The sequence below is a fragment of the Streptomyces sp. NBC_00310 genome, from assembly GCF_036208085.1.
GTDB lineage: Bacteria > Actinomycetota > Actinomycetes > Streptomycetales > Streptomycetaceae > Streptomyces.
In genome coordinates this window covers 2,837,018-2,854,547 of sequence record NZ_CP130714.1, presented here as the reverse complement: position 1 = coordinate 2,854,547, position 17,530 = coordinate 2,837,018, and the positions used below count along the sequence as shown (strand labels likewise).

Here is a 17,530-nt window from a genome sequence, read left to right as displayed (position 1 = left end):
CTCAGCCCTCCCCGTCGGCGGTGACCGGGGTCGCGACCCGCATCAGCAGCCGGCACGCCTTGTCGCCCTCCCGCAGACAGCTCTCGGCGCGGTTCTCCGTCAGCGCCACGCCCAGCCCCTCGGACCAGCCGGCGTGGATGGCCGTACACGGGCAGCGGTAGCCCTCCAGCGAACCGGCCATCCGGACCATGGTGATCGCGAAGTTCCGCCGCAGGGTGAGGACGATCAGATCGTCGTCCTCGACCTCGGTGGAGGCGTTGCGCAGCTCCGGCGGGAACATCCGGTCGCCGCAGTCGTCGTAGCGGCGGCGCAGCTCCTCCAGGTCCTTGCGGCCGTCGCCGGTGTCCGGGAGCGGGCCGTACAGCCGGGAGACCCGCTGCCCGACGTGCAGGGCGACCTTCCCCATCGCCTCCGCGTTGATCTCGTTCGCGGCCTCCTGCCCGAACCGCGCGGCCACCCCCTGGTACCAGTTGGCGTCGTGCTGCCACCACAGCCGGTACGCCTCACTCGCGCGGGCGCGGTGATTGACGCCGTCGGCGTCGGTGCTCGTGGTCATGCCTGTCGCTCCTTGGCGGCGAACCGGTCGCGCATCACTCGTTTGAGAACCTTGCCGGTGGCGCCCTTGGCCACGTCGTCGGGCTTCATCCGCAGGGCGCGGGCCACCGGCGGGAACCCGGCCGTCGTCAGTACCGCGTTGACACACCCGGTCCACGCCTCGTCATCGCTCCCGCTCGGCTCGTCGACGAACTGGAGCAGCGCGTACGCCTCCGCCTCGCCGTCGCCGTCCCAGTCCGCGCGTACGCCGTTGGGGGCGACGCCGACGACCGTGCAGTCGGCCAGCTCGGGCAGTTCGGCCAGGAGCAGTTCCTCGGTGCGGGTGCTGAAGACGATCCCGGCGCGGGTACGGACGGCGTCCGGAACCCGGTCGAGGTGGTAGAAGTTGCCCTCCTCGTCCTGGTGGGCGAGGTCGCCGGTCAGCCAGTAGCCGCCGAGCCGCATCCGGTTCCAGGTCAGCGAGTCGTTCCAGTAACCGGGCGTGAGCGTGGGCGACTTCAGGCCCAGGCGGCCGATCTGCCCGGGCGGCAGCGGGGTGCCGTCCTCGGCCAGCACCGCGGCCTCGGCGAAGCTGATCGGCTTGCCGACACGGCGGGAGTAGGCCGAGGTGTCCTTGGTGTGCCGGTTGTGGAAGACGGAGTAGCCGGCCTCCGACGAACCGAGCCCATCCACGAAGACCGAGCCGTCGACCCGGACACGGCTCAGGTCGCGCCGGATCTCCAGGCGGCTCCCGTGCCGCACGAGCGCCCGGATGTGCGCCTCGTGCGCCGCGTCCCCGGTGTTGAACCACACCTGCACGCTGGACAGATCACGCGCCGTCAGATCCTCCGCCGCCATCTCGCCGAAGGTCCCGGCGAAGGCCAGCACGGTCGTCGGCCGGAACTCCTCGACGGCGTCCAGCACATCCGGGCCGCGCTGGCTGGAGAGCAGCTTGATGTCCGTGCGCAGCAGCAGGCAGTACAGCAGCGTCGCCACCATCGCGTTGTGCGCGCCGGGCAGTCCCACCAGCGTGCGCTCCATGTCGGCGCCGGTGGAGAAGCGCAGCCGGTGCAACTGGGCGTACATCAGCGTCCGGTGCGTGTGCGGCACGCCCTTGGGCAGGCCGGTGGTGCCGGAGGAGTGCGAGATGAGTACCGGGTCGGTCGGGTCGTGCCGGTAGGGGTACGACGGCGGGAGCGACGCGCGGTGCTCCGGCCGGATCTCGTCGGCGGTCACACAGAAGCCGAGCCCGATCTCCGGGTCCCCGGTCAGCACCGCGCGGTGCGCCTCGTCGGTGAAGGCGCCCACCGCGCCCTGCCGGCGCACGTACTCCCGCGCGATCTCCGGGGACAGATTGCCGTTGACGAACGACGGGACGGCGCCGAGTGACGTCAGCGCCAGGAAGTTCACCGCGAACTCGGCGGCCGAGAAGGAGTGGACGGCCACCGGGTCGCGGGGCCGCACACCCCGGGCCGCGTACCAGCCCGCGTACGTCTCGACCGTCTCGTACAGCTGCCCGAGCGTCAGCACCTCGGGGCGGCTGCCGTCGGGGGCCCGCCAGGTGCCGTCGGTCCGCAACACCGGCTCGTCGAGCGGGCGTTCGTACGCGCGCAGGCGGCCCAGGATGTTGCCGGCGCCGAGTTCGGTGTCGGAACAGATCCGCGCCCGCTCCTGCCTACTGATGAGCATGGGTCTCCGTCTCGTCTCTTTCCGTTGGTTCCGGGAGCCGTTCGGCGCCGAGGAGGAAGGCGGGCGCCCGGGGCCCGGTGACCAGGAGGTGGGTGCCGCCGTCCCGCAGCAGCCGCCGGTGGGCGGCGGCCAGGTCGAACAGGCCCTGGACACTGCCGGGGTGCGGGGAGGCCACCGGCCGCTCGCCGTCGTACGTCCGCGTCGACCGGACGGTCACGAGCGCGTCGGCACCCGGACGGCCCAGCAGGACGGCCACCGCCAGGGCGGCGGATCCGGGGAGGTCCTGTGCCGGACGGCCGGTGCCGGCGGAGAGTTCCCGGTGCACGGCGGCCAGCCGTTCGCCACCGCCCAGTTCCACGCCCATCACCAGGACCTGGTCCAGCTCCGGGTCCTCCAGGAGGAGGTCCGCCATGGCCAGCAGTTCGGTCACCGGGTCGTCGAGGGTGGAAAGGCTGAACATCTGCCCGGTGATCCCGAACTCCCGGCTGATGTGCCCCAGCACGGAGTTGGCGGTGGCCTGCATGAACAGCAGCGGGTTGTGGACCCGCCCGGACACCACCCGCCGGCTCGCCAGATCGGCCGTGGTGGTGTCGCCCATCAGGCTCGCCAGCGCGACGGCCGTACGGGAACCGAGCCCGGGCCGCTCGGTCAGACACCGTGCGGCGACCTCGTACGCCACCGGGCTGAACGCCGACTCCACGAACCCCGGCAGCCGCGGCAGCGGGATGTCGGTGTCCCGCCCGGTGCCGTGGGTCGCGGAGGCGGTGGTGAGGACGCCGAGCGGCGAACGGAGGGGTGCCTTCTCGGCCGGCGCGGGGGTGTGCGCGGGGTCCGTCGTCCGTGTGTTCTCCGTCGTCGTCACGGCCGCTCCAGGACGAGTGCGGTGTTGGCGCCCCCGAAGGCGGCGTTGATGGTCAGGGCCCGGCGGAGGTCGGCCTGCCGGGGCCGGTTCGGCACGTAGTCGAGGTCGCACTCCGGGTCCGCCCGTGTGAGGTTGGCGGTCGGCGGCAGTACACCGTCCATGAGGGCCAGCATCGTGATCACGAACTCCACGACTCCGGCCGCCTCCAGGAGATGGCCGGTGGTGCTCTTGGTGGAGCTGACCGGGACCGACTCGGCCCGCTCCGGGAGGGCGGCGCGCAGCCCCCGGGTCTCGGCGCCGTCGTTGTACTTGGTGCCGGTGCCATGGGCGTTGACATAACCGAGGCCCGACCCGTCGGGGTCCCCGGCCAGCCGCAGCGCCTGCCGGGCCGCGCGGGCCAGGCCGACGCCCTCCGGGTGCGGCTGGGCGATGTGGTGGGCGTCGGTGGCCGCGCCCCAGCCGGTCACGCCCGCCAGCGGCCGGGCCCCGCGCCGCCGCGCGTGCCCGGCGGACTCCAGCACCACGGCCGCGACCCCGTCGCCGAGCAGCAGCCCGGTACGGTCGGCGCTGAACGGCCGCACCATGCCGTCACGGGACAGCGCCCGCCCCGAGTCGAACTTCCCGAACGTCTCCTCCTCCACGAGATAGCCGCCGGCACACACCGCCACGTCGATCCGGCCGGACGAGATCAGCCGGCAGGCATGGATGATCGCGGCGGCGGAGGCCACACAGGCGTTGGTGAAGGTGAGCCGGGGTCCGGTCAGGGCGAGGCCCGCGGCGAGCGACTCGGCGAGGTGCGCGGGGACGGCGTCGGCGAGAAGGGCCGCCGACCCCTCGGTGTCACGACCGGGCTCCGCCGCCTCCCGCCAGTACCGGGTGATGCTCGTGCAGTCGCCCGCGATGCCCAGCAGGACCGCCGCCTCGGTGCCCCGGGGCAGGCCCGCCATGTCGAGGGCCTCCCCGCCGCATTGGTCGAGGGCGTGACGCAGGGCCCAGCCCTCGACCGCGTCGGGGCCGTCCGGGGCGGCGCCGGCCATCGGCGTACGGTACGGGCCGGTGTCGAAGCGGGAGGTGGGGACGAAGGAGGGGACACCGGCGAAGACACCGCGCCGGAGGGCGTCCGCGCCCGTGCCGAAGGCGGTGCGTACGCCGAAGCCGGTCACCGTCACGTCAGCGCTCAACGCGGCCACCCCCGTCCGCCGCACCCGCCCCGGCCGCGCCCAGGAACTCGGTGAGCCGTCGGAGCGAGGTCAGGCCCGCGATGTCCTCGTCGCCGGGTTCCACCACCAGGCCGTACCGCTCCTCCACCACATGCAGCAGCCACACCAACCCCAGGGAGTCCAGGACCAGTTCGGCGTCGTCGCCGAGGTCGTCCGGGACACCGGGGAAGATCTTGCGGTCGGACAGCAGTTCCCGGACGGTGGCGATGGTGATGACGGACGGCACGGACGCCTCCGTGACGGCGGACACCTCCGTGACGGTGGACACCTCCGTGACGGACGGCGCGGAGGCTTCCGCGCTCATGCCTTCGCCCCGCGCCCGACGACCTCGGTGACGAGCCCGCCGAGGGTCAGGGAAGCCAGCGGCTCGATGTCGGTGTCCGGGATCTCCACGCCGAACCGCGACTCCAGCCGCAGCGTCAGCTCGATCAGACTCAGGGAGTCCAGCTCCAGGCCGCCGACGGTCACCGGGCTCTCGTCCGTGATGCCGTCACGGCTCAGCAGGATGTTCATCTCGTCGATGACCGTGGTCAGGACGAACTCGCGGATCTCGTTGTCCAGGGTGGACGTGCTCATGATCGCCATCTCCATGGGGAATGTCGTGCGAGGGTCATGCGAAAAGTCGGACGGGGGCCGCCCGGCGAGCGGCTAGGCGCCGCTCGCCGCCGCCTGAAGGGTCGCCGCCTGGCGCACCAGCTTCCCGTTCGACGTACGGGGCAGGGCCTCCAGCAGCCGGATCACGCGGGGCAGTTTGTAGTCGGCCAGCCGCTCCCGGCACCAGCGCAGCAGCTCCTCCGCCGACGGGCTCCCGGCCCCGGCGGCGACCGCCACGTACGCCTCGGTGACGTCCTCGTGGACCAGGACCGCCTGTTCGACGGCCGGGTGCGCCCGCAGGACGTGCTCGACCTCGGTCAGGTCGACCTTGAGGCCGCCGATGACGACGAGGGAGTCGGCGCGGCCGCCCACGGTGACCGTGCCGTCGGCGCCGACCGTGGCCCGGTCACGGGTGTGCAGCCAGCCGTCCGCGTACTGGGTGCCGCCCGAGTCGAAGAGATACGGCGACTCGGCGAGCGCGACGTCCAGTTCGCCCTTGTGTTCCCGGACGACCACTCCCGGCGCGGGCCGCCCGACCGAGGGCCGGAGCGTGCCGCCGACGTCGATGGCGACGATGCCGGTCTCGGTGGTGCCGTAGGCCTCGCCGACCGTGACGCCGTACCGTTCGACGAACCGCGCGGCGACCTCGGGGGGCATCAGCTCGCCGCCGGAGACGGCGGTCCGCAGTGCGGGCAGCTCGGGCGGATCGAGGGCGGCGGCGAGCAGCTCGTAGTGCATCGGCACCCCGAACAGGGTGGTGATCCGGTGGTCGACCGAGGTCCGCAGGATGTCGCGGGCCGAGACCCGGGGCGCGAAGACGACGCGGACTCCGGCCGCCAGTGAGTGCAGCAGCCCGCCGAGCAGCCCGAAGCTGTGCGCCGTCGAGCTGAGCAGCAGCAGCCGGTCGCCCTCGCCCGGCATACCGGGGACCGCCGCGAACGACTCGACCTCGGCGGCGATCGACCCGGCGGTCCTGCCGATCACCTTCGGCCGCCCGGTGGAGCCCGAACTGAACTGGACCAGCCGATGGTCTCCGGCGGCAGGCCGCCCGGCCCTGCGGCACTCGGTGGCGACCTCGTACTCGGGCCGGAAGCCGAAGGCCGCCCGGACGTTGGACCCGGCCCGGACCATGAACTGCGGCCTGCAGGTGGCGCAGAGCACGTCCACCTCGGCGGGCTTCAGCCGGAAGTCGAACAGCATCACCTGCGCGCCCAGCCGCCACAGCGCGAGGAGCACCTCGACCTGGGTGAAGCTGGGCGGCGTCCGCAGTCCGACCGTGCTGCCGGGCCCGATGTCGTAACCGGCGAACACGGCGGCCTGCTTGGCCACGCGCTCCCGTAACTCCCCGCGGGTGACGGTCTCCCGCTGATGCGTCAGATAGGGCAGGCCGTCGTCCCGCGCGTCGAACAGCCGCTGGACCAGGACGCCCATCCCGTCCTCGCCGGCCGCGGCCGCCACGAGTTCGCCCATGAGGCCTCAGACCTCCTTGCAGAACTCGCCGATGGGCAGGCCCACATGGCGCTTGTCCTGGGCCAGATAGCCGAGCAGCTCGTCACCGGTCCGCAGCTCGGTGACATTGAGGACCTTGCCGCCAGGGCCGAGCACCCGCACATGCCAGTCGTCCTGCACGGTGAGGCTGACCAGCCGCCCGTCCTCCGCGTGCGTGCGGATCTCCAGGAGCGGCCGGGACTCCAGCTTGGCCCGCCCGACCACCACCCGCCGGGTGCGGCCGTCGGCGCCGACCGCCAGCAGGGCGCTGCCGGAGCCGACCTCGCTGAGGTAGCTGGTGCGGTTGTCGGGGCCCAGTGTGTACGAGTGCAGGGCGCCGGCGTTGACCCGGAACGGCCGGGTCGGCATGTACGGCAGCGGGTGCGTCTCGCTGCAGCAGAGCACGAAACCGGAGGAGTACGAGCCGACGAGGATGCCCTCGTCCTCCTCGAAGTGCGAGCAGGTGTCCACACAGACCCGGTCACCGAGTCCGACGTGCCGGATGCTCTCGACGGTCAGCGTGGACAGCTCCAGCTGCGGTGTCGTCGCCTCCAGCAGCCGGGCCAGCGCGAACACGTCGTCCGCGCCACGGGGCGTGAACAGGATGCCGTCCGAACCGCGTTCGAGCACGTCGAAGACGATGGCCGCCTCCTCCAGGTCCCCGACGACCGTCACGAGCTGCCCCTCGGCCGACTCGGCCGCCGCGAGCACGATCTCCAGCGGGATCTTCGTCGGATCGGCGAAGTGGATCACCGTGTACGGCAGTGCCATCGCGCCGACGCACGACAGCTGGAGTGTGCGGTCGTCCCGTACGTCGACGAAGCCGGCGACCGGCGTGCCGGTCGCCGGTGTCCCCGTGGCGGGCGCACGGGTGGCGGCCCGGTTCTCCGCGGCGAGGGTGTCCAGCTCGTCCTGGGTGCCGAACCTTCGCAGCAGGACGTCGAATCCGGCGCCGACGGAGCCCCTGCCCTCGGGCTCGGCGTCGGCCGCGGTCTTCGCTTGCTTGTCGCCCTTGTCGCCCTTGTCGGCGGACTTCTTCGCGGGAGTCGCGGCCGGGGCTCCGGTGGCCAGCACCCGGGTCACCGTCGGCGGCAGAGTGCCGAGCAGGTCGGCGTCGGCGGAGACCACCCCGGCCATCCGGGCGTGGACGGCCGCGTCCACCACCGACTGGAGCTGCGGACGGGGGACTTCACGGAGATCGATCCACGCGAACCTCATGCGACACCTGCCACGATCGTCGAGTAATGGGTATCGGTAGCCATGCTCATGTCATTGGGGATGCCGTCGTCGCCGTGCCCGTGCACCACGGCGGCGAGCCGGGACACCAGGGAGGCGGGGGAGGGGGAGGAGAAGATCCGGCGGCCGACGGCCAGCCCCCGGCAGCCGGCGGCCATCACGGCGGTGCCGTACTCGATGAGGTCGGAGCCGTCCGGTGGTCCGCCGGCCGCGAGGACGGGGATGGGGCTGTGGGCCACCACCTCGGCCATGCGGTCGAGCGGCAGGGCGACGGAGGTCTTCACCATGTCGGCCCCCAGGTCGGCGGCGACGTTCACGATGTGCGCGAGGAGGACGGGGTCGTGCGGGTTCTCGATCCGGGGGCCGCGCGGGTAGACCATCGCGATCAGCGGCATGCCCCAGGTGTCGCAGGAGCGGGCCACCGCGCCCAGGTCGGCGAGCTGCCGCCCCTCGGTGTCCGAGCCGATGTTCACATGGACGCTGACCGCGTCCGCCCCGAGCGTCACCGCCTCCTCGACGTCGCCGACCAGCACCTTGGCGTCGACATCGGCGGAGCAGGCCGTACTGGCGCTCAGATGCACCACCAGCGCGCAGTTCTTGAGGAGGTCCGGGGCGAGTGTCCGGGCCCGCCCCTTGTGGACGATGATTCCGTCGGCCCCGCCGGCCACCAGTGCCTTCAACAGGTCTTCCCACCGCCCCGGAGGGGCGACCGGACCGTCCGAGACGCTGTGATCGAGCGGTATGAGCAAGTGCCGGTCGTCGCCGGCCAGGGAAAGTCTTCTCCAACGTAATGGCTTGCCAGTTTTCAGCATGGGCAAAGCGCCTTCCCGGCTCTGAGGCCGCATTTCAGAAAAGTCGAACCGCGGCAACCCGATGCGGTCTCCATGTCCGAAAATCGATGGTCGTAGAACTTTCAAGTTCAGCCGGACGTCAGCATTCCGTGCGTGATCGGGAGTTGGCAAGGCGTGACCATCGGCAAATTTTTATGCGAGTGAACACATGAATATTGACAGCTACTTGACAGGAATCCCCGGGTTGACGGCGCCCGAGGGTGGTGTTCGTGGCGTATTTTGGCGACCTGTCCGCACGCATAGCGGGATCACATGTTTTAAATGTCGTTGTCCTGCGTAATCGACGCTTATTCTTCCGTCGAAACAATTCGACGAAGCCTCCGGGCGTTCTTCTCCGGAGCTTCCTTGTGGGAATCGAATTTCCCGGCCTAGGGTGACAGCCGCACTCCGGTTCGTGTTTCATGCGTGGCCGTCCCCCTCTGGGCCCGGACCATTCGTGTCCGGGCGTACCGGAAGTGAGCCCCCCATGCCCGAATCCCCGTCCGAGACCGTCGCCGAGGCCGCGGGCCCCAGACCGGTCTCCTTACCGTCCTCGCCGCCGGCCGAGTCGAGCAAGGCGCCCAAGATCGCCGCCGCGAGCCTCATCGGCACCACGATCGAGTACTACGACTTCGCCGTCTACGGCACGGCCTCCGCGCTCGTCCTCGGCCCGGCGTTCTTCCCCTCCGGCAACGCGACCGTCTCCTCCCTCGCCGCGTTCCTCACCTTCGCCGCCGCCTTCCTGTCCCGCCCTCTCGGCGTCGTGCTCTTCGGCACGATCGGCGACCGGCTGGGCCGCCGCCGCGCCCTGGTCGCGTCGCTGCTGCTCATGGGCGTCGCGACGGTCGGCGTCGGCCTGCTCCCGACCTACGAGACCGCCGGACTCCTCGCCCCCGTCCTGTTGGTGACCCTCCGTCTGCTGCAGGGCGTCAGCATGGGCGGCGAGTGGGGCGGCGCGGTGCTCCTGGCCGCCGAGCACGCCCCGCCCGGCCGCCGGGCGCTGTACGCCGCCGTCCCGAACGTCGGCCCCTCCCTGGGTTTCCTGCTCTCCAGCGCCGTCATCCTGCCCACCCTCGACATCGTGGGCCGCGACGGCTTCACCGACTGGGCCTGGCGCCTGCCGTTCCTGCTCAGCGCGGTGCTCGTCGTGGTCGGGCTGTGGGTGCGGGCGACGGTGTCGGAGTCGCCGGTGTTCAAGGGCTCGTCCCAGGCGGCGACGTCCCCGGAGTCATCGGCGCCGCGCTTCCCGCTCGGTACGCTCGTGGCGCGCCACCCCGGCCGGCTGCTGCTCGGCACGGGCGCGGCGATCGGTGGGTCGGCCGTGTACTACCTGACGATCGTCTACAGCCTGTCCTACGGGCCGAAGTCGCTCGGCATCCCGCAGAACACGATGCTCACCGCCGCGAGTGTCGGGGCGGCGGCCGGGATAGCGATCACCCTGCCCGTCGCCCGGCTGGCCGACCGGATCGGACGCCGGCCGATCATGCTCACGGGTGCGGCCGGCTGCGTCGTGTGGGCCGTCCCCATGTACGCGTCCCTCAGCACGGGCAACGCGCTCGTCATCACCGGCGCGTACACCGTGGGCCTCATGCTGCTCGCCCTGATGTTCTCCCCGGTGGCCGCGTTCCTCGCGGAGCTGTTCCCGGCGAGGTTGCGCTACACGGGGGCTTCGGCGGCGTTCATTCTGGCCAACACGCTGGGTGGCGGTTTCGCACCGCTCGTCGCCACGTGGTTGAACAGCCAGTGGTCGTCGCCGCTGGTGCTCGGGTTCTACACGGGTGGGTTGTGCTTGATCAGTCTGCTGTGCCTGCTGGCGTTGCCGGAGACCCGTGAGGAGGAGTTCGCGGCCTGAGGTTCGCCCCCGCCGCCCCTGCCCATTCCCTTCCCCAGGGGCTGCCGCCCCTTCGGCCCCGCAACGCCCAAGAGCTCGGGGGGTGGGGTTCATGCGGCGGGTGCGGGTAGGTCGTGGTTGCTCGCGCAGTTCCCCGCGCCCCTGAGAAGCAGGGGCTGCGCCCCGTGCTTTTCGGCCCGCAGGGGCCGTGTCCTTCAGGGGCGCGGGGAACTGCGCGAAGGGGCGGCGCCCCGGGGGATGGGAATGGGCAGGGGCGGCGGGGGCGGGATCAACGCCTCAGGGCGACGCCGGCGGATACAGCGAGCGCGGCAGCTGCGAAGCCGCCGCCGAGTCCAGCAGCCACAACGTCCGGGACCTGCCCTGCGCCCCCGCCGCCGGAGCCTGGATCTCACCCGCGCCGGACAACGCGATGGCCGCGGCCTGCGCCTTGTCCTCACCGGCGGCGAGCAGCCAGACCTCACGCGCCGCACGGATCGCCGGCAGCGTCAGCGTCACCCGAGTCGGCGGCGGCTTCGGCGCACCATGCACCCCCACCACCGTCCGCTCCGTCTCCCGCACGGCGGGCAACTCGGGGAAGAGCGAGGCCACATGGGTGTCCGGCCCGACCCCGAGCAGCAGCACGTCGAACGTCGGCACGGAGCCGTGGTTCTCGGGCCCCGCCGCCCGCGCCAGCTCCTCCGCGTACGCCGCGGCCGCCGCGTCGACATCGGTGCCCCACGGCCCGTCCGACGCGGGCATGGCGTGCACCCGCTTCGGGTCCAGCGGCACCGAGTCCAGCAGCGCCTCCCGGGCCTGGGTGACATTGCGCTCGGAGTCACCCTCCGGCAGGAACCGCTCGTCGCCCCACCACAGGTCCAGCCGAGCCCAGTCGATCGCGTCCCGGGCGGGCGCCGCCGCCAGCGCGGCGAGCAGCCCGTTGCCGTTGCGGCCACCCGTGAGGACCACCGAGGCGTAGCCGCGCGAGGCCTGCGCGTCCACGACCTTGGTGATCAGCCGGGCCGCCGCGGCCTGCGCCATCAGCTCCTTGTCGTGGTGCACGACCAGCTGCGGAGTGCTCATGGCGCGGTCGCCTTCTTCACGGGCGGCATCTGCGCCGGAGTGGGCCGCTCGGCGTCCCCGTCATCGGCCGGCCCCGTAGAACCCACCGACCCCACCGACCCCACCGACCCGGACGGGGCGGGCGGCAGCGCCGGCGCGGACGGACGGGCCGCGGGATCAGCCGGAGCGACGGCCGAACCTGGCTCGAACCCGGAAGCGGGAGCCGAGGCCGAAGCGGCCCCCGGAGCGTCGGCCGCGGAGGTCGTCGAGGTCGGGGCGGTCGGGGCGGTCGTCGAGGTCGGGGTGGTCGCCCCGGCCGTGGCAGCCGTCAGCGCACTGCCCGGCGCGCTCCCCAACCGATCCACCCCGAACCGCAGCGCCGACGCGTACGTGTCGTCGGGGTCGAGCCTGCGCAGCTCCTCCGCCAGCAGCTCGGACGTCTCACGGCGCTTCAACGCGACCGCCCGGTCCGGCTGGTCCTCCAGCGTGAGCAGGGCGAGGCCCCCGTTGGGCCGGTACAGCCGGATGGGACCGGTGCTGGTCAGCATCCGCACCTCGTTGAGGCCGGGCCCGGCCGACACCCCACGCCGTACATGGACGTGGAGCCGGTCCGCCAGCCACATCGCCAGCAGTTCCACACTCGGGTTGTACTGCTCGCCCTGCACCTCCGCGGAGATGACCTCGCAGTCCACCTGGTCGAGCGCGGCGGCCAGCATGGAGCGCCACGGGGTGATCCGGGTCCACGCCAGATCCGTGTCGCCGGGCTCGTAGTTGTCGGCGCGGGTCCGCAGCTCCTCGATGGGCTTCTCGGCGGCGTAGCTGTCGGTGACCCGGCGCTGGCCGAGGGCGCCCAGCGGATCGCGGGCCGGATCGAGCGGCGCGTTCACCGGCCACCAGACGACCACCGGCGCGTCCGGCAGCAGCAGCGGAAGCACGACCGACTGGGCGTGGTCCGCGACTTCACCGTACAGACGCAGCACGACCGTGTCGCCGGTGCCCGCGTCCGCGCCCACCCGTACCTCGGCGTCGAGGCGTGACTTCGTGCGGTCGCGGGGGGAGCGGGAGACGCGCTTGATGACCACGATCGTGCGCGAGGGATGCTCGCGGGAGGCGTCGTTGGCGGACTTGAGCGCGTCGTACGCGTTCTCCTCGTCCGTCACGATGACCAGCGTGAGCACCATGCCGACGGCCGGAGTGCCTATCGCCCGCCGGGCTTTCACCAGCGCCTTGTTGATCTTGCTGGCCGTGGTGTCCGTGAGGTCTGTCTTCATGGCCGACGCCAGCTCCGTCCGTCTCGCTCGAGCATCTCGTCCGCCTCGACGGGACCCCACGTGCCCGCCTGGTACTGCGCGGGCCTGCCGTGCTTGTCCCAGTACTCCTCGATCGGGTCGAGGATCTTCCAGGACAGCTCGACCTCCTCGGTGCGCGGGAAGAGGTTCGAGTCGCCGAGCAGGACGTCCAGGATGAGCCGCTCGTACGCCTCGGGGCTGGACTCCGTGAAGGACTCGCCGTACGCGAAGTCCATGGACACGTCCCGGATCTCCATCGACGTGCCGGGGACCTTCGAACCGAAGCGGACCGTCACGCCCTCGTCGGGCTGGACGCGGATGACGATCGCGTTCTGGCCCAGCTCCTCGGTGGCGGTGGAGTCGAAGGGGGAGTGCGGGGCGCGCTGGAAGACGACCGCGATCTCCGTGACGCGGCGGCCGAGGCGCTTGCCGGTCCGCAGATAGAACGGCACTCCCGCCCAGCGCCGGTTGTCGACCTCGACCTTGATCGCCGCGTACGTGTCGGTCTTCGACTTGCGGTCGATGCCGTCCTCTTCGAGGTAGCCGATGACCTTCTCGCCGCCCTGCCAGCCGGCCGCGTACTGCGCGAACACGGTGTTCCGGCCCAGGTCGTTCGGCAGCTTCACCGCGCCGAGGACCTTCGTCTTCTCCGCGGCGAGCGCGTCCGCGTCGAAGGAGGCGGGCTCCTCCATCGCGGTCAGCGCCATCAGCTGGAGCAGGTGGTTCTGGATGACGTCACGGGCCGCGCCGATGCCGTCGTAGTAGCCCGCGCGGCCGCCGATGCCGATGTCCTCGGCCATCGTGATCTGCACGTGGTCGACGAAGGACCGGTTCCAGATCGGTTCGAACATCGTGTTGGCGAAGCGGAGCGCCAGGATGTTCTGGACGGTCTCCTTGCCGAGGTAGTGGTCGATGCGGAAGACCTGGTCCGGGGCGAAGACCTCTTCCACGGTCGTGTTGAGTTCCTCGGCCGACGCCAGGTCGTGGCCGAACGGCTTCTCGATGACCGCCCGGCGCCAGGAGCCACGCGACTGGTCGGCCAGACCGTGCTTCCGCAGCTGCTGGATGACGACCGGGAACGCGGACGGCGGCACCGAGAGGTAGAAGGCGAAGTTGCCGCCCGTGCCCTGTGCCTTGTCCAGTTCCTCGATGGTGTCGCGCAGCCGCTCGAAGGACTCGTCGTCGTCGAAGGTGCCCTGGACGAACCGCATGCCCTGGATGAGCTGCTGCCAGACCTCCTCGCGGAAGGGCGTACGCGCGTGTTCCTTGACCGCGTCGTGCACCTCCTGCGCGAAGTCCTCGTTCGCCCACTCCCGGCGCGCGAAACCGACGAGCGAGAAGCCCGGCGGCAGCAGTCCGCGATTGGCGAGGTCGTACACGGCAGGCATCAGCTTTTTACGTGACAAATCGCCTGTGACGCCGAAGATGACCAGGCCCGACGGCCCCGCGATACGCGGGAGCCGTCGGTCCGCGGCGTCACGCAGCGGATTGCTGCTCGACAAGGTGTTCAGCCCTCCGAGGGTGCGAGGCGCTGAAGCTCCGCCTCGGTCGACTTGAGCAGGTCGTTCCAGGACGCCTCGAACTTCTCGACGCCCTCGTCCTCCAGCAGCTGGACGACCTCGTCGTACGAGATCCCGAGCTTTTCGACCGCGTCCAGCTCGGCACGCGACTGCTCGTACGTCCCGGCGATCGCGTTGCCGCGGATCTCGCCGCTCGCCGCGGTGGCCTCCAGCGTGGCCTCCGGCATGGTGTTCACCGTGTTCGGCGCGACCAGCTCGTCGACGTACAGCGTGCTCTTGTACGCCGGGTCCTTGACGCCGGTCGAGGCCCACAGCGGACGCTGCTTGTTGGCGCCCGCGCTCTCCAGGGTGCTCCAGCGGTCGCCGTCGAAGACCTCTTCGTACGCCTGGTAGGCGAGGCGGGCGTTGGCGACACCGGCCTTGCCGCGGGCGGCCTTGGCCTCGTCGGTGCCGAGGGCGTCGATGCGCTTGTCGATCTCGGTGTCCACGCGGGACACGAAGAAGGACGCCACCGAGTGGATCTTCGACAGGTCCAGGCCGCGCTCCTTGGCCTTCTCCAGACCGGCCAGGTAGGCGTCCATGACCGCGCGGTAGCGCTCCAGCGAGAAGATCAGCGTGACGTTGACGCTGATGCCGAGACCGATGGTCTCGGTGATCGCGGGCAGGCCCGCCTTCGTCGCCGGGATCTTGATCAGGGTGTTGGGGCGGTCCACCAGCCAGGCCAGCTGCTTGGCCTCGGCCACCGTCGCCTTGGTGTTGTGCGCCAGGCGCGGGTCGACCTCGATGGAGACCCGGCCGTCCTGGCCGCCGGTGGCGTCGAAGACCGGGCGCAGGATGTCGGCGGCGTCGCGGACGTCCGCCGTCGTGATCATGCGGATGGCCTCTTCGACGGTGACCTTGCGGGCGGCGAGGTCGGAGACCTGCTGCTCGTAGCCGTCACCGCTGCTGATCGCCTTCTGGAAGATCGACGGGTTGGTGGTGACGCCCACGACGTGCTGCTGGTCGAGCAGCTCGGCGAGGTTGCCGGACGTGATGCGCTTGCGCGACAGGTCGTCCAGCCAGATCGCGACGCCCTCCTCGGAGAGGCGCTTGAGTGCGTCTGTCATGGAAATTCCATCTCCTACGTGTCGTTTGTAGAGCGTCAGCGCTGAGCGGCCGCGAGCGATTCCTGCGCGACCGCGGCCACGTTCTCGGCAGTGAAGCCGAACTCCTGGAAGAGGACCTTGCCGTCGGCCGAAGCACCGAAGTGCTCCAGCGAAACGATGCGACCGGCGTCACCGACGTACCGGTGCCAGGTCAGACCGATCCCGGCCTCGACCGCGACACGCGCCTTGACGGACGGCGGCAGAACGCTCTCCCGGTACCCCTGGTCCTGCTCCTCGAACCACTCCACCGACGGCATCGAGACGACCCGCGTGGGCACCCCGCCGGCCTCGAGCCGCTCACGCGCCCCGACGGCCACATGCACCTCGGAACCGGTCGCGATCAGCACGACCTCCGGGCTTCCGGTGGAGGCCTCGAACAGGACGTAACCACCCTTGGCGGCATCCTCGTTGGCCTCGTACGTCGGCACACCCTGACGGGTCAGCGCCAGACCGTGCGGCGCGCCCTTGCCGAACTCCTTGGTCCAGCGCCTGAGGATCTCGCGCCAGGCGATCGCCGTCTCGTTGGCATCGGCCGGACGGACCACGTTCAGACCCGGGATCGCCCGCAGCGCGGCCAGATGCTCCACCGGCTGGTGGGTGGGGCCGTCCTCGCCCAGACCGATGGAGTCGTGCGTCCACACATACGTCACCGGCAGGTGCATGAGCGCGGAGAGACGGACGGCGTTGCGCATGTAGTCGGAGAACACCAGGAACGTGCCGCCGAAGATACGGGTGTTGCCGTGCAGCGCGATGCCGTTCATCTCCGCGGCCATCGCGTGCTCACGGATACCGAAGTGGATCGTGCGGCCGTAGGGGTCCGCCTCCGGCAGCGGGTTGTCCGCCGGCAGGAACGACGACGCCTTGTCGATCGTGGTGTTGTTCGAACCGGCCAGGTCCGCCGAGCCGCCCCACAGCTCCGGGATCACCGCGCCCAGCGCCTGCAGGACCTTGCCGGACGCGGCACGGGTGGCGACACCCTTGCCCGTCTCGAACTCCGGCAGATGCGACTCCCAGCCCGTCGGCAGCTCACCCGCGCTGATCCGGTCGAACTCGGCCGCCCGCTCGGCGTTGTTGTTGCGCCACTCCTGGAGCTGCTTCTCCCAGGCCGCCCGGGCCTCACGGCCACGCTCGCCCAGGGCACGCGTGTGCGTGATGACCTCGTCGGTGACCTCGAAGTTCTTGGCCGGGTCGAAGCCCAGGACCCGCTTGGTGGCGGCGACCTCGTCCGCACCCAGCGCCGAGCCGTGCGCGGCCTCGGTGTTCTGCGCGTTCGGGGCGGGCCAGGCGATGATCGAGCGCATCGCGATGAACGACGGCCTGTCGGTGACCGCCTTCGCGGCCTCGATCGCCGCGTACAGCGCGGCCGGGTCGAGGTCGCCGTCCGGCTTCGGCTCCACACGCTGCACATGCCAGCCGTACGCCTCGTACCGCTTGGCGGTGTCCTCGGACACGGCCGTCTCGGTGTCACCCTCGATCGAGATGTGGTTGTCGTCCCACAGCAGGACCAGGTTGCCGAGCTTCTGGTGACCGGCCAGCGAGGACGCCTCCGCGGAGATGCCCTCCTGCAGACACCCGTCACCGGCGATCACGAACACATGGTGATCGAACGGGGAGTCGCCCTGGGCGGCCTCCGGGTCGAACAGACCACGCTCGTAGCGGGCGGCCATCGCCATGCCCACCGCGTTGGCCACACCCTGCCCCAGCGGCCCGGTCGTCGTCTCCACACCCCTGGTGTGCCCGTACTCCGGGTGGCCCGGGGTCTTCGAACCCCAGGTGCGGAAGGACTCCAGGTCCGCCAGCTCCAGGCCGAAGCCGCCCAGGTACAACTGGATGTAGAGGGTCAGGGAGGAATGACCGGCGGACAGGACGAACCGGTCACGGCCCACCCAGTCGGGGTCGGCCGGGTCGTGCCGCATCACCTTCTGGAAGAGGGTGTACGCGGCGGGCGCCAGGCTCATCGCCGTACCCGGATGGCCGTTGCCGACCTTCTGTACGGCGTCGGCGGCCAGGACGCGGGCGGTGTCCACGGCCCGCTGGTCCAATTCGGTCCACGCGAGGTCTGTAGTGGTCGGCTTGGTGCTCACCCTGGGTCAGGGCTCCTCTCCACATGTCTCGTGCCGGTGTTCTCAACGGCACCGGCCGTTGTCGAGCCTACCCCCGTGGGAACGCGCAATTTTTCGAGTCATTCCAGACTGCCGGGACTGTGTCCGGTCCGCCTCCCGACCCGCGATTC

The 17,530-nt window shown here is 71.2% G+C and carries 15 protein-coding genes; 1 reads left to right on the top strand and 14 read right to left on the bottom strand.

The features are described 5' to 3' along the window. Nucleotide 1 precedes the first annotated feature (1 nt). The 9 genes from OG202_RS12600 to OG202_RS12560 form a co-directional block, all read right to left on the bottom strand. A complete protein-coding gene (locus OG202_RS12600) occupies nt 2–556 on the bottom strand; it encodes a hypothetical protein (RefSeq protein ID WP_326583619.1) in 555 nt (184 codons plus the stop codon). Then, on the bottom strand, nt 553–2,223 hold the full coding sequence (locus tag OG202_RS12595; protein ID WP_327730275.1) for a class I adenylate-forming enzyme family protein: 1,671 nt from the start codon (nt 2,221–2,223) through the stop codon (nt 553–555). Before OG202_RS12595 ends, OG202_RS12600 begins: the two co-directional genes overlap by 4 nt. Beyond that, nucleotides 2,210–3,085, bottom strand: coding sequence for a hypothetical protein (locus OG202_RS12590; RefSeq protein WP_326583621.1), 876 nt, complete (start codon nt 3,083–3,085; stop codon nt 2,210–2,212). Before OG202_RS12590 ends, OG202_RS12595 begins: the two co-directional genes overlap by 14 nt. Next, nucleotides 3,082–4,266: a beta-ketoacyl-[acyl-carrier-protein] synthase family protein gene (locus OG202_RS12585; protein ID WP_326583622.1), complete on the bottom strand. Its 1,185-nt coding sequence runs from the start codon at nt 4,264–4,266 to the stop codon at nt 3,082–3,084. The genes OG202_RS12590 and OG202_RS12585 overlap by 4 nt, the downstream gene beginning before the upstream one ends. Next, nucleotides 4,256–4,609, bottom strand: a complete 354-nt coding sequence (locus OG202_RS12580) for an acyl carrier protein (protein ID WP_328222749.1) — start codon at nt 4,607–4,609, stop codon at nt 4,256–4,258. Before OG202_RS12580 ends, OG202_RS12585 begins: the two co-directional genes overlap by 11 nt. After that, nucleotides 4,606–4,890: an acyl carrier protein gene (locus tag OG202_RS12575; RefSeq protein WP_234361230.1), complete on the bottom strand. Its 285-nt coding sequence runs from the start codon at nt 4,888–4,890 to the stop codon at nt 4,606–4,608. Before OG202_RS12575 ends, OG202_RS12580 begins: the two co-directional genes overlap by 4 nt. A 63-nt stretch (nt 4,891–4,953) precedes the next feature. Next, entirely contained in the window at nt 4,954–6,369 is a 1,416-nt protein-coding gene (locus OG202_RS12570) for a class I adenylate-forming enzyme family protein (RefSeq protein ID WP_328222748.1), read from the bottom strand. A 6-nt stretch (nt 6,370–6,375) separates the two neighbouring features. After that, nucleotides 6,376–7,605 (bottom strand): 3-dehydroquinate synthase II family protein, encoded by a 1,230-nt coding sequence (locus OG202_RS12565; protein ID WP_328222747.1) that lies wholly within the window; start codon nt 7,603–7,605, stop codon nt 6,376–6,378. Beyond that, nucleotides 7,602–8,435, bottom strand: a complete 834-nt coding sequence (locus OG202_RS12560; protein WP_328222746.1) for a class I fructose-bisphosphate aldolase family protein — start codon at nt 8,433–8,435, stop codon at nt 7,602–7,604. The genes OG202_RS12565 and OG202_RS12560 overlap by 4 nt, the downstream gene beginning before the upstream one ends. Nucleotides 8,436–8,940: 505 nt before the next feature. On the opposite strand from OG202_RS12560, the gene OG202_RS12555 reads away from it, so the two are divergent. After that, nucleotides 8,941–10,305: an MFS transporter gene (locus OG202_RS12555; RefSeq protein WP_328222745.1), complete on the top strand. Its 1,365-nt coding sequence runs from the start codon at nt 8,941–8,943 to the stop codon at nt 10,303–10,305. A gap of 276 nt (nt 10,306–10,581) precedes the next feature. Here the strand turns inward: OG202_RS12555 and pgl are convergent, their stop codons facing one another. From pgl to tkt, 5 genes are read right to left on the bottom strand one after another with little or no spacing between them, the layout of a single operon-like run. Continuing rightward, a complete protein-coding gene (gene pgl / locus OG202_RS12550) occupies nt 10,582–11,364 on the bottom strand; it encodes a 6-phosphogluconolactonase (RefSeq protein WP_326583628.1) in 783 nt (260 codons plus the stop codon). Further along, entirely contained in the window at nt 11,361–12,614 is a 1,254-nt protein-coding gene (gene opcA / locus OG202_RS12545; RefSeq protein WP_327730280.1) for a glucose-6-phosphate dehydrogenase assembly protein OpcA, read from the bottom strand. Before opcA ends, pgl begins: the two co-directional genes overlap by 4 nt. After that, complete coding sequence (gene zwf / locus OG202_RS12540; protein WP_326583630.1) at nt 12,611–14,134, bottom strand: glucose-6-phosphate dehydrogenase; 1,524 nt, start codon at nt 14,132–14,134, stop codon at nt 12,611–12,613. Before zwf ends, opcA begins: the two co-directional genes overlap by 4 nt. 5 nt (nt 14,135–14,139) lie before the next feature. Continuing rightward, nucleotides 14,140–15,258 carry a transaldolase gene (gene tal / locus OG202_RS12535; RefSeq protein ID WP_326583631.1) on the bottom strand — a complete coding sequence of 373 codons (1,119 nt, stop codon included), beginning with the start codon at nt 15,256–15,258 and terminating at the stop codon, nt 14,140–14,142. A gap of 35 nt (nt 15,259–15,293) precedes the next feature. Further along, on the bottom strand, nt 15,294–17,381 hold the full coding sequence (gene tkt, locus OG202_RS12530) for a transketolase (protein WP_327730281.1): 2,088 nt from the start codon (nt 17,379–17,381) through the stop codon (nt 15,294–15,296). Nucleotides 17,382–17,530 lie beyond the last annotated feature (149 nt).

Excerpts from the sequence above, each read along its gene's own strand:
- OG202_RS12600 (WP_326583619.1), bottom strand. The coding sequence starts at position 556 with ATGACCACGAGCACCGACGCCGACGGCGTCAATCACCGCGCCCGCGCG.
- OG202_RS12595 (WP_327730275.1), bottom strand. The coding sequence starts at position 2,223 with ATGCTCATCAGTAGGCAGGAGCGGGCGCGGATCTGTTCCGACACCGAA.
- OG202_RS12580 (WP_328222749.1), bottom strand. The coding sequence starts at position 4,609 with ATGAGCGCGGAAGCCTCCGCGCCGTCCGTCACGGAGGTGTCCACCGTC.
- OG202_RS12575 (WP_234361230.1), bottom strand. The coding sequence starts at position 4,890 with ATGGCGATCATGAGCACGTCCACCCTGGACAACGAGATCCGCGAGTTC.
- OG202_RS12570 (WP_328222748.1), bottom strand. The coding sequence starts at position 6,369 with ATGGGCGAACTCGTGGCGGCCGCGGCCGGCGAGGACGGGATGGGCGTC.
- OG202_RS12565 (WP_328222747.1), bottom strand. The coding sequence starts at position 7,605 with ATGAGGTTCGCGTGGATCGATCTCCGTGAAGTCCCCCGTCCGCAGCTC.
- OG202_RS12560 (WP_328222746.1), bottom strand. The coding sequence starts at position 8,435 with ATGCTGAAAACTGGCAAGCCATTACGTTGGAGAAGACTTTCCCTGGCC.
- OG202_RS12555 (WP_328222745.1), top strand. The coding sequence starts at position 8,941 with ATGCCCGAATCCCCGTCCGAGACCGTCGCCGAGGCCGCGGGCCCCAGA.
- pgl (WP_326583628.1), bottom strand. The coding sequence starts at position 11,364 with ATGAGCACTCCGCAGCTGGTCGTGCACCACGACAAGGAGCTGATGGCG.
- opcA (WP_327730280.1), bottom strand. The coding sequence starts at position 12,614 with ATGAAGACAGACCTCACGGACACCACGGCCAGCAAGATCAACAAGGCG.
- tal (WP_326583631.1), bottom strand. The coding sequence starts at position 15,258 with ATGACAGACGCACTCAAGCGCCTCTCCGAGGAGGGCGTCGCGATCTGG.